Origin of the sequence: Bacillus yapensis (assembly GCF_005280205.1) — a bacterium.
Classification (GTDB): Bacteria; Bacillota; Bacilli; order Bacillales; family Cytobacillaceae; genus Robertmurraya; species Robertmurraya yapensis.
Genome location: NZ_SUND01000024.1, coordinates 1 through 11,953 on the forward strand (window position 1 = coordinate 1; position 11,953 = coordinate 11,953).

At 39.1% G+C, this 11,953-nt stretch carries 12 protein-coding genes and 1 rRNA gene; 11 read left to right on the plus strand and 2 right to left on the minus strand.

The window, feature by feature from the left end:
* Positions 1-4: 4 nt before the first annotated feature.
* Positions 5-121, plus strand: a 5S ribosomal RNA gene (gene rrf, locus FAR12_RS21320).
* Positions 122-814: 693 nt separating this feature from the next.
* On the opposite strand, the gene FAR12_RS21325 is transcribed toward rrf, so the two are convergent.
* Entirely contained in the window at positions 815-1,018 is a 204-nt protein-coding gene (locus FAR12_RS21325) for a sigma factor G inhibitor Gin (RefSeq protein ID WP_126410780.1), read from the minus strand.
* A 181-nt stretch (positions 1,019-1,199) separates the two neighbouring features.
* Here FAR12_RS21325 and FAR12_RS21330 point away from each other — a divergent pair, with 181 nt between their 5' ends.
* The 8 genes from FAR12_RS21330 (at position 1,200) to rsmI (ending at position 7,736) form a co-directional block, all read left to right on the plus strand.
* A complete protein-coding gene (locus FAR12_RS21330; RefSeq protein WP_342772339.1) occupies positions 1,200-2,660 on the plus strand; it encodes an aminotransferase class I/II-fold pyridoxal phosphate-dependent enzyme in 1,461 nt (486 codons plus the stop codon).
* Between the two features lie 48 nt (positions 2,661-2,708).
* Complete coding sequence (tmk, locus tag FAR12_RS21335; RefSeq protein WP_126410782.1) at positions 2,709-3,335, plus strand: dTMP kinase; 627 nt, start codon at positions 2,709-2,711, stop codon at positions 3,333-3,335.
* A 130-nt stretch (positions 3,336-3,465) separates the two neighbouring features.
* Entirely contained in the window at positions 3,466-3,795 is a 330-nt protein-coding gene (locus FAR12_RS21340) for a cyclic-di-AMP receptor (RefSeq protein ID WP_126410783.1), read from the plus strand.
* A gap of 21 nt (positions 3,796-3,816) precedes the next feature.
* A complete protein-coding gene (gene holB, locus FAR12_RS21345; RefSeq protein ID WP_126410784.1) occupies positions 3,817-4,830 on the plus strand; it encodes a DNA polymerase III subunit delta' in 1,014 nt (337 codons plus the stop codon).
* A complete protein-coding gene (locus FAR12_RS21350; protein ID WP_126410785.1) occupies positions 4,823-5,632 on the plus strand; it encodes a PSP1 domain-containing protein in 810 nt (269 codons plus the stop codon). The genes holB and FAR12_RS21350 overlap by 8 nt, the downstream gene beginning before the upstream one ends.
* Positions 5,633-5,659: 27 nt before the next feature.
* Positions 5,660-6,031: a DNA replication initiation control protein YabA gene (gene yabA / locus FAR12_RS21355; protein ID WP_126410786.1), complete on the plus strand. Its 372-nt coding sequence runs from the start codon at positions 5,660-5,662 to the stop codon at positions 6,029-6,031.
* 50 nt (positions 6,032-6,081) lie between these two features.
* Positions 6,082-6,828 (plus strand): tRNA1(Val) (adenine(37)-N6)-methyltransferase, encoded by a 747-nt coding sequence (locus FAR12_RS21360; protein ID WP_126410787.1) that lies wholly within the window; start codon positions 6,082-6,084, stop codon positions 6,826-6,828.
* Between the two features lie 32 nt (positions 6,829-6,860).
* A complete protein-coding gene (gene rsmI / locus FAR12_RS21365; RefSeq protein WP_126410788.1) occupies positions 6,861-7,736 on the plus strand; it encodes a 16S rRNA (cytidine(1402)-2'-O)-methyltransferase in 876 nt (291 codons plus the stop codon).
* Between the two features lie 39 nt (positions 7,737-7,775).
* On the opposite strand, the gene abrB is transcribed toward rsmI, so the two are convergent.
* Positions 7,776-8,060 carry a transition state genes transcriptional regulator AbrB gene (abrB, locus tag FAR12_RS21370; protein ID WP_126410789.1) on the minus strand — a complete coding sequence of 95 codons (285 nt, stop codon included), beginning with the start codon at positions 8,058-8,060 and terminating at the stop codon, positions 7,776-7,778.
* 651 nt (positions 8,061-8,711) lie between these two features.
* On the opposite strand from abrB, the gene metG reads away from it, so the two are divergent.
* On the plus strand, positions 8,712-10,667 hold the full coding sequence (gene metG / locus FAR12_RS21375) for a methionine--tRNA ligase (protein ID WP_126410790.1): 1,956 nt from the start codon (positions 8,712-8,714) through the stop codon (positions 10,665-10,667).
* 396 nt (positions 10,668-11,063) lie between these two features.
* Positions 11,064-11,831, plus strand: coding sequence for a TatD family hydrolase (locus FAR12_RS21380; protein WP_126410791.1), 768 nt, complete (start codon positions 11,064-11,066; stop codon positions 11,829-11,831).
* Positions 11,832-11,953 lie beyond the last annotated feature (122 nt).

An 11,953-nucleotide genomic window follows, 5' to 3' on the forward strand; every position in this document is an offset into this window, starting at 1 on the left:
ATAGTCCGGTGGCGATAGCGAGAAGGTCACACCCGTTCCCATACCGAACACGGAAGTTAAGCTTCTCAGCGCCGATGGTAGTTAGGGGCTGTCCCCTTGTGAGAGTAGGACGTTGCCGGGCAAAATCGAAAGAGTATCCAATGAGGTACTCTTTTTTGTATGTGAAAAGATTGTCCGTAAGGACAATGAACAAATAGAAACAAAGTAAAAAGTAAAAAATCGAGGTTGGCTAGGACCAAGGAGGTCAAGGAAGCGAGGGAGAGAAGCCTGGAGCGTACGATGTACGCGAGGACTGAACGAGCGAAGCTGACGAAGAGATCCGACGGTCATAGACGACCGGAGTCCGAACGCGGAAGTTAAGCTTCGGCGCCAATGGTAGTTAGGGGCTGTCCCCTTGTGAGAGTAGGACGTTGCCGGGCAAAATCGAAAGAGTATCCAATGAGGTACTTTTTTTTTGATCGAAGCTTGAATAAAGATGAGTGTGAATTTATTACATTGAAAAATAGGAGGAAAAATTCCGGCTAAATCAGGAATTTGACTTACTGCTCTATAAATAAGCGGAATTTTTCCGGTTAAGCTATACATTTTTCAAGATTTTAAGGCTTATTAGGTTATTTAGCGGAAAATCTCCGCCTATTTCACGTAATATCTATTATTTTTTTAAAATAAACGGAATTTCTCCGGTTAAGTGGCTATAGTGACTACACCTGACGAAGAGATCCGACGCTCCCTAAAAAAAGCCCAAATCTTCTTAGTCTAGGAAAATAGAAGACTAATATCGACATGAAAAAAAGCCCCAATCAGGGCTACGTCTTTACGAATAAATTTCAGGTGTATTAATTTTCTTTAGTTTTTTTAAGTAATATTTATATTGAGGGTCTCTTGTATCCGTTGAAATAATGCTTTTTTCACAATGTGAGCAGATAAAAGATGTGTATAGATGAATGCCCTCATCTTTTGATTGATCGCAAATGACACATAATTCCCCAGGGTATTTTTTTGCTAATGACGAACTCAAGATAACTCCACCTCCACACAACTATTCTGCCCATAAATCCCCTATTCTATAACAATTTTTTGAATATTCGCGTGCTAAAAGGAGGATAAAGTCCATAATAAAAACTTGATGAAGAGGTTAATCTTAGTTTATGTTCCAAATTCGCATTCGTTGTATGTCTTCTTGAAGATTTTTAGATTAATTGTTCTTCATATTTGATAAAATGGATATTGGTGATAAAATGAATCAGTTTGATGTGCCTTTATTTGAGGCTTTGAGAAAACATAATGAAAAAAAGCCGATTTCACTACATGTTCCAGGACATAAAAATGGTTTGCTGTTACAGTCGACTCCCTTTTTTCAAGAAATACTGGATATCGATGTAACAGAATTAACGAATTTAGACGATCTTCATTCTCCTGAAGGAGCTATTTTAGAAGCTGAACAACTTTTAGCTGATGCATATAAGGCGGAGCGAAGTTTTTTTCTTGTGAATGGGTCTACAGTTGGCAACCTCGCGATGATGATGGCGACCCTGAAAAAAGGGGACATTGCTTTTATTCAGCGAAATTGTCATAAATCAGTACTAAATGGAATTGAACTAACGGGGGCACAACCTGTACTTCTTGGTCCAGAGCAGCATGAAGACTGCGGAGTGGCAGGAGGGGTATCTCTTGATACGATTAGAAAAGCCTATACGTTATACCCGGAATGCAAAGCGATTATTTTAACCTATCCGAATTATTATGGCATAACCTTTAATTTGAAAGAGATTATTCAATTTGCTCATGAAAAACATATACCGGTACTCATTGACGAGGCCCATGGGGCACATTTTATTGGAGGCGAGTATTTTCCGCCATCTGCTGTCGAACTAGGAGCAGATGTAGTTGTGCAATCTGCTCATAAAACATTGCCTGCGATGACAATGGGGTCGTTTTTGCATGTCAACAGCGAGTATGTTTCTATAGAGAGTGTGAATCACTATTTACGAATCTTACAATCAAGTAGCCCATCTTATCCGATCATGGCATCTTTAGATTTGGCACGGAGTTATATTGGAACCTTTGAAAAAGAGGACGAGCACTTTTTAAAAGAAACGATTGAAGCTTTTAAGAAGGAACTCAAAACTTTAGATTTTGTGAAGGTATTAGAATTCCCGATTCACCAAGGAGACCCATTAAAACTGACGCTGCAATCACGCTGCGATAAGACAGGCTTTGAATTACAGCGTATATTTGAGGAAAAAGGAATTTATACAGAAATGGCGGATCCGAATAACGTCTTGCTCGTATTGCCATTGCTGAAAAAGAATATGCTTTTTCCATTTGATGAAATCATGGAACAATTAAGGGCGATCAATCTAACAGCAATTCAAGAAGATCGAAAGAATGTTTATTTTTATAAGGAAAAAATCTCGACACTACATAGGGAGCATTCAAATCAGGAAGAATATGTTCCGATTGCGAATGCTGAGAACTCTATATGTGCAGATACGATTATACCTTATCCACCTGGAGTTCCACTTTTACTAAAAGGGGAAATGATCACAAAAGAGGATGTGAAAGGCCTCACTCATTTGTTGAATTCAGGAGCGAGATTCCAAGGTGGGCAGCAATTAACACAAGGAATGCTGAAAATTTTTTCACAGAAAGAAATTTAAGAATGACCTAGCGCCATGCGCTTTTCTTAGTAAAATTGGAGGATTACAATGACTAGAGGTTTATTTATTACGACAGAAGGTCCTGAAGGGGCTGGCAAAACAACAATTCTGCAGATGCTTATAGAGAAATTGCAAGCTGATGGCGTGAAGGTATTATATACAAGAGAACCAGGCGGAATTGAAATTGCTGAACAAATTCGCAATGTTATTCTGGATAAAAACAATATAGCGATGGATCCGAGAACGGAAGCTCTACTATATGCGGCAGCACGAAGACAGCATTTAGTGGAAAAAGTAGAGCCTGCATTAAAAGAAGGTTATATCGTACTATGCGATCGTTTCATCGATAGTTCTCTAGCCTATCAGGGGCATGCGAGAAAGCTAGGCATCGATGAGGTATATAGCATTAATCGTTTTGCAATTGATGATATGATGCCAAATCTAACTTTGTATTTTGATATAGAGCCGGAAGTCGGTCTTGAAAGAATTAATAAAAGCAGTGAGCGAGAGGTTAATCGACTCGATTTGGAAAACCTTCAATTTCATCAGGATGTGCGTGAAGGGTACCAAATTTTATTAAAGCGATTCCCAGAAAGAATGTATAAAATCGACGCTGGGCAAACCATTGATGTTGTATTAGAAACAGCTTATCAGAAGGTAAAGGGGTTACTTTAATCCTATTCCAGAACAGACATGTCTTAAAGTTGAATCTTTAAGGCATGTTTGTTTATATAGAATCTGTTGGTTTTGTAAATTCCTGTTATAATAGACATAATACAAACGGAAAATTAAAGGAGCTGGTATTATGAAGTTGATTATAGCAGTGGTGCAAGACAAGGACAGTAATCGATTATCAAGTGCCCTAATGGACCATAATTTTCGTGCGACAAAACTAGCAAGTACCGGCGGGTTTTTGAAATCGGGGAATACGACGTTCTTGATTGGAACTGAGGATATTCGGGTTGATAAAGCGTTACAAGTTATTAAAGAAAATTGTCAGGCACGGGAGCAAATGGTTGCTCCAGTTTCACCGATGGGTGGAAATGCCGATACTTATGTCCCGTATCCCGTCGAAGTAGAAGTTGGTGGAGCTACCGTGTTTGTATTGCCAATTGAACAGTTTCATAATTTTTAATCTGAAATAAATGTAAGAGAGATGATAGATGTGAGTACGTGGGATACCTTAGAAGAAATGCAGCCAAACGTTTTGAAAATGTTAAAGAATAGTATAAACAAAGGTCGGTTAGCCCACGCTTACTTATTCGAGGGGATGCGAGGGACTGGGAAGAAAGAGGTTAGTATGCTTCTTTCGAAGAGTCTTTTTTGTACGGCTCCAATTGATGGATACATGCCCTGTGAAGCTTGTCATAACTGTAAAAGGATCAATAGTGGCAATCATCCTGATATTCATGTGGTTGAGCCAGATGGGGCTTCCATTAAGAAGCATCAAATCCAGTCTTTGCAGGAGGAGTTCTCGAAAACAGGGGTTGAGTCGAAGCGGAAGGTGTACACGATTGTCCATGCTGATCGGATGACAGTAAACGCTGCGAATAGCTTGTTGAAGTTTTTAGAGGAGCCAACATCGGAGACGACAGCGATTCTATTAACCGAACAAGCCCAACAAATTTTACCAACCATTCTATCACGTTGCCAAATTGTGACTTTCAAACATTTATCTCCTGAGCATTTGATTCAAAAATTGATAGATCGAGGCGTTTCAGAAAGAAAAGCACCAATCATTGCACAACTTACCAATAATTTGGATGAAGGACTTCTTCTAAGTAATGATGAATGGTTTGCACAAGCCCAAAGCATAGTGGTAAAATTATATGAAGTATTAAGAAAAAATCCACTTGAAGCTTTGGTTGCGCTTCAAGAAAATTGGTTCTTACACTTTAAAGAGAAAGAGCAGATCGATCAAGGACTAGATTTATTACTACTAATCCTCAAAGATTTATTATATATACAGCTCGGGAAGCAAAACCAGGCTGTTTATTTGGACGAGAGCAGTCGTCTTGAACAATTTGCTTTGCAAACTTCTGGACAGCGTCTAGCCCATCAGATGACGGCTGTATTAGACGCTAAGAGAAAGCTGCATGCAAATATGAATCCGCAGCTGCTTATGGAGCAGCTTGTGCTAGAATTGCAGGAGGGATCTACCTTTGTATAATGTTGTAGGTGTCCGCTTTAAAAAAGCGGGGAAAATATATTATTTTGATCCCGGAGATCTCTTAATTCAGAAGGACGATTTTGTAATCGTGGAAACGGTTAGAGGAGTAGAGTATGGGAAGGTCGTCATTGGTCCTAAGCATGTTGAAGAACATGATGTTGTCCTCCCACTCAAAAAAGTTCTGAGAATTGCCGATCAAAAGGATCGTATGATCGTAGAGGAAAATAAGCAGTCCGCGAAGGAAGCTTATGAGGTTTGTTGTGAAAAGGTTGATCTTCATCAGCTTGATATGAAGCTTGTTGATGTCGAGTACACCTTTGATCGGAATAAAGTGATCTTTTATTTTACAGCGGATGGTCGGGTTGATTTTAGAGAATTGGTGAAGGATTTAGCTGCCATTTTTAGAACTCGCATTGAGTTAAGACAAATTGGTGTCCGCGATGAAGCGAAGATGCTTGGTGGAATTGGCCCATGTGGTCGTATGCTGTGCTGTTCTAGCTTCCTCGGTGATTTTGAGCCTGTATCCATCAAAATGGCGAAAGATCAAAATCTTTCTCTTAATCCAACAAAAATCTCTGGATTATGTGGTCGTCTCATGTGCTGCTTAAAATATGAGAATGATGAGTATGAATCAGCCAAGGAGCAGCTTCCGGATGTTGGTGAAATTATTGGCACACCAGCTGGTCTTGGCAAAGTTGTTGGTTTAAACATTTTAGAACGTATACTTCAGGTAGAAATGATAGATCAAGAGCGTGTCCTCGAATATACACTGGATGAAATATTAAAGGAAGGCGCTATGTAGGAATCCACAGACGATTGAGGTGGAAGCGTGAATAAAAAAGAAATCTTTGATTCAGTGAGTAATATGGAAGAGCGAATTGGGCAGCTGTATCAACAGCTTGGTGAGTTAAAAGAGCATTTAGCGGAAATACTGGAAGAGAATAACTCATTGAAGCTAGAAAATGTTCATCTAAGACGTCGGCTAGAACATACAACCTCTGATGTAGAGCAATTGGATCAAAATCAGAATCAAAAGAAATTATCTGGGAATCCAGATGAAAAAATCGTAGATATCGGGGAAGGATATGATAATTTAGCCCGACTCTACCAGGAAGGTTTCCATATTTGTAATTTACATTTTGGAAGTCCTCGTAAAGAAGGAGATTGTCTTTTCTGCCTATCTTTTCTTAATAAAAAATAAGTTGGTCTTCCCCACACGGGAAGGCTTTTTTTTCAACTAGGAGGTTCAAAATGGTTCAATTGAAAGATGATGAGCGTCTGGATTATTTATTGGCAGAGGATTTACGAATTATCCAGAGCCCATCGGTTTTTTCCTTTTCTTTGGACGCTGTGCTACTCGCAAGATTTGTCTATGTCCCCATTCAAAAGGGAAAGTTAATTGATTTATGTAGCGGTAATGGGGTGATTCCGCTTTTTCTTAGCGCTCGTACGAAGGGCGACATTACAGGGGTAGAGATTCAAGAACGACTCTATGATATGGCGCTAAGAAGCATTGAATATAATCAACTTGAAGATCGTATTCAGATGATTCATGGGGATATTAAGGATATGCCACGTGAGCTAGGGAACGGAAAATATGATGTGGTGACGTGTAATCCTCCCTATTTTCCAACGCCATCTAAGGAAGAGATTAATGCGAATGAACATCTGGCTATCGCTCGCCATGAAATTTATTGTACGTTAGAGGATACGATTCGTGTGGCAAGTCAGTTGGCTAAACAAGGTGGGAAGGTGGCCTTTGTTCATCGTCCAGGGCGATTAGTGGATATTGTCACGCTCATGCGTCAATATCGATTGGAGCCAAAAAGAATTCAACTTGTGTATCCAAAAAGGGGCAAGGAAGCAAACACTCTTTTAGTCGAAGCAATCAAGGATGGGAAATCTGATTTAAAAATACTTCCCCCGCTATATGTATACGAAGAGAACAATGAGTACACACCGGAAATAAAGGAAATTCTCTATGGGGATAAAGCATAGTAGAGAAAATAAAGAGATTTAGGTGAACGATAATGTGGCAGCAAAAAAGCTTTGAAAATGAACAAACGAAAGGGATATTATATTTAATCCCTACGCCAATTGGAAACTTAGAAGATATGAGCTTTCGAGCGATCCGACTTTTAAAAGAAGCGGACGTAATCGCAGCGGAAGATACAAGAAATACAAAAAAACTTTGCAATCATTTTGAGATTGCCACGCCAGTTGTCAGCTATCACGAGCACAATAAAGAGACAAGTGGAGAAAAGCTGATTGAGAGGTTGAAGGACGGTGCTAAAATTGCACTCGTGAGTGATGCCGGAATGCCAACGATCTCCGATCCTGGCTATGAATTAGTTGTAGCAGCAACAAATGAGAATTTAACGGTCGTGCCTCTTCCAGGAGCAAATGCAGCTCTTACAGCTTTGATTGCATCAGGTCTATCAACGCAGCCTTTTTACTTTTACGGTTTTTTACCAAGACAGAAAAAGGACAAGAAGCGGGAGCTGGAGGAGTTATCGAAATTAATGTCTACGGTGATCTTCTATGAGTCTCCGCACCGTTTAAAGGAAACGTTACAGCTTATGTTGGATGTGTTTGGAGATCGAAAGGTTTCGCTTTGTCGAGAGCTAACGAAACGTTATGAAGAGTTTATTCGTGGAACGATGAGCGAAGTTCTTGAATGGGCGCAATCTGATGAAGTTAGAGGAGAGTTCTGTATCATTGTTGAAGGAAGTCATGAGAGGGCAGAAGAAGCCAATGTATGGTGGGAATCTTTATCTCTAGTCGAGCATATTGAACACTATATTTCCGAGAAAAACTATTCCTCCAAAGAGGCGATCAAGCAAACCGCGAAAGATCGAAACTTGAATAAAAGAGAAGTATATCAGGCGTATCATATTGAAGAATAAGAAAGGCTCCTCATGAAAGAGGAGCCTTTGAATATTTAATTAAGCTTTAACAGTGAAAGCGTCTTGGATTTCTTTTACTAATTTTTCTGCACCGTCACGGCTTAAGATTAACTTACCGTCAGCGAATGTCATGTTGTCATCAGAAACTTCACCAGTTACTTGGCAAGTCATGTTTGGTAAGTATTTCTTTAGAATGATACGCTCGTCATCTACGTAAATTTCTAAAGCATCTTTTTCTGCAATTCCTAATGTACGTCTTAATTCGATTGGAATAACCACGCGACCAAGTTCATCAACCTTACGAACAATACCTGTAGATTTCATTTTAAAATCTCCTCTCAATCTCCAAAAATATATTTTTCTCTATCTATTTTTCGTCATAATTCGACAAATTTTTCTCTAATCCAATAATAACAGTAATTCCCATAAACGTCAATAATTTTATCTGTATTTTTTTAGTAATTATTGGATCATTTGTTACATAGATTTTACATCGGGTCTTTTGTATATTTCAAGAACAATGAATTAAATATCCGAAAAATTATTATATTCAGTAACTTGTTAAATCGATTCTGTTCGACAACTTTCGACATAATTCTTCGTTATTAGTGTTTGCTCATATGCACCTCCCTTTTGAATTGCAAGAATATACTTGTTCTGTTTGCACATTTTCTTATTTTTAGGTATATTTTGATGATAGAATAGGTAAAGATGACGAGTGTATTTCTTCATAAATATAAGAATGTATAATTCTCAACTTTGAGAATTGTCTAGCTCCAGCGCCTATCGCCTAGCAAACTTCGGGTCACCTCCCTACGATAAGTCAACTATGAATTGCTCACGCAATTCAAGTTTCCTTTATCTCAGTCGATGCCCCTCCAGTTTGTACGGCGATGAGCAAGGCGCTTGCGCTTTCCTATATAGAAAGTATTCGTCGAGACTATATTTTTTTTATCCCTATAAGGAGGGAAAATGATGCAGGAACATTCAAAAACGTTTTATCTAACTACCCCAATCTATTATCCAAGTGGAAATCTACATATAGGGCATGCGTATACGACAGTTGCTGGAGATGCGATGGCTCGTTATAAACGCATGTGTGGATTTGATGTCATGTACTTAACGGGTACGGATGAGCATGGTCAAAAAATCCAGAAAAAAGCAGAGGAAAAAGGTGTCACACCGCAAGCCTACGTTGATGAAATTGTGGCAGGTATCCAAGATTTATGGAAGAAGCTTGATATTTCTTACGATGATTTCATTCGAACTACTGAAGTTCGACACAAAGAAGTAGTAGAGAAAATTTTTGCTCAGCTATTAGAGCAAGGAGATATCTATTTAGACGAATATGAGGGCTGGTACTGTACACCATGTGAATCATTTTTCACGGAAAGACAATTAACAGACGGCAACTGTCCGGATTGTGGAAGACCTGTTGAAAAAGTGAAAGAGGAGTCTTACTTCTTTAAAGTGAGCAAGTATGCAGACCGCTTGCTACAATACTATGAAGAAAATCCAGAGTTTATCCAACCAGAATCTCGTAAAAATGAAATGATTAATAATTTCATTAAGCCAGGATTAGAAGATTTGGCTGTATCTAGAACGACATTTGATTGGGGCATTAAGGTGCCTGGCAATCCGAAGCATGTTATTTATGTTTGGATTGATGCCTTATCCAACTATATTACGGCATTAGGTTACGGTACTGACAATGATTCGAAGTATCAAAAGTTTTGGCCTGCTGATGTACACTTAGTCGGAAAGGAAATTGTTCGTTTCCATACGATTTATTGGCCAATTATGTTAATGGCTTTAGATCTACCGCTTCCGAAAAAAGTATTTGCTCATGGCTGGCTTTTGATGAAGGATGGAAAGATGTCCAAGTCAAAAGGGAATGTCGTTGATCCTGTGACGTTAATCGATCGTTATGGTTTAGATGCACTTCGCTATTATTTACTACGTGAAGTTCCATTTGGATCTGATGGGGTATTCACTCCAGAAGGATTTGTAGAGCGAATTAACTTTGATCTTGCCAATGATCTTGGAAATCTTCTAAACCGTACAGTTGCGATGATCGATCGCTATTTCGATGGTGTTATTCCAGCATACAAAGACTCAAACACAGAGTTTGATCAACAATTGCGTCAAGTGAGTGAAGAGACTGTTCAAAAATATGAAGAGTCAATGGAGAAGATGGAATTCTCTGTTGCGTTAACAACTGTTTGGCAGTTAGTGAGTAGAACAAACAAATATATAGATGAAACACAACCTTGGGTGTTAGCGAAGGAAGAAAAATTTGAAGAGCTAGGTTCTGTAATGGCTCATTTGGTTGAGTCTCTAAGAAGAACAGCGATTTTATTACAACCGTTCCTTACTCGTACTCCAGGAGAAATTTTCAATCAATTAAGTGTGAATTCTCCAGAACTTACTTCTTGGGAAAGCCTAGCTCAGTTCGGTGCGATTGGAGAAGGCGTCAAGGTGGCAAAAGGAAATCCTATTTTCCCACGTCTTGATATCGAAGAAGAAGTTGCTTTTATTAAAGAGAAGATGCAAGGAGCGCCAACTCCAGCCCCAGTGGAAGAGATAAAGGAAGAGAAGCCTGATAGTGAAGAAATCACGATTGATGATTTTATGAAGGTTGATTTACGTGTTGCTCAGGTGATTCAAGCAGAGCCGGTTAAAAAGGCAGATAAATTATTAAAGCTTCAATTAGATTTAGGATATGAAAAGCGCCAAGTGGTTTCTGGAATTGCTCAATATTATAAGCCAGAAGAGTTAGTAGGCCGCAAAGTCGTTTGTGTGACGAACCTTAAGCCTGTGAAGCTTCGTGGAGAGCTTTCTGAAGGAATGATTTTAGCAGGTTCTAAGGATGGACAGTTATCATTAGCAACCATTGCAGAAGCACTTCCTCTTGGTGCTCGAGTAAAATAAAGTTTTGTGATCTAGCTTCAGCGGCTAGCCCCTGGTTGAAAAATAAAGAACATTTTTCATTGGTCGCTTCAGACTAGAGAACGAGGTCAAAAAACGACCTCATCCTCTGGTCTTCCAGCGCTTGTCGGGGCTGGACGAGCCGCTTCCGCTTTTTGATAGACATAGAAATGTTTCACGTGTAACAATTTACGCGAGACATTTCTATGTTTTTCTTTTATAGGAATAATAATGACTGCTGTTAAAATAGGATTCTTGATAAAAGATGTATATATGGAGATAATTTTTGAGAGATAGGAACTATTTTATTGAGATAATGAAACGGAAGGTTATATAAAAGTAACTTAAGAGTAAAGAATGATACAAAAAAATAATATTAGTCTTGAAGGGAGAATTTTGATGTTATTTGACACACACGCACACTTAAATGCCGAACAATTTGACGAAGATCTACACGAAGTAATCGAACGAGCTCAACAGGAAGGCGTAGAGAACATGGTCATTGTTGGCTTTGATCGTCCAACGATTACAAGAGCGATGGAGCTCGTAGAACAGTTTGATTTTATGTACGCAGCTGTTGGTTGGCATCCTGTTGATGCAATTGATATGACAGATGAGGATTTGGCTTGGATTGAAGAGCTTGCGAACCATCCCAAAGTTGTAGCGATTGGGGAAATGGGGTTGGACTACCATTGGGACAAGTCTCCGAAGGACATACAGAAGGAAGTATTCCGAAAGCAAATTCAACTGGCGAAAAGAGTGAAACTTCCAATTGTCATTCATAATCGAGAAGCAACGGCTGATATTGTAGAAATCCTAAAAGAAGAAGGCGCTAGTGAAGTAGGGGGAATCATGCATTGCTTTAGCGGAAGTGTAGAAGTAGCAGAAGAGTGCATAAACATGAATTTCTATATTTCATTAGGTGGACCAGTTACATTCAAGAATGCACGGAAACCAAAAGAGGTAGCAGAAGCCGTTCCACTGGACAAACTTTTAATTGAAACAGATTGCCCGTATTTGGCTCCTCACCCTCATCGCGGAAAACGCAATGAGCCAGGTTATGTTAAATTAGTCGCAGAGGAAATTGCAGCTCTTAAAGGGATCACTTATGAAGAAGTTGCGAAAAAAACAACCGAAAATGCCAAGAAATTTTTCGGCATTAAATGATATAGAATGCTGTCGAATTAGGATGAGGCTTGTCCAATTAAATTCTCATTCTAAAAAGTTCTACATGTCTCCTTTTCTTCATAGGATAACCGTGTCGATAACTCTCTCTTTTCATCTATGGA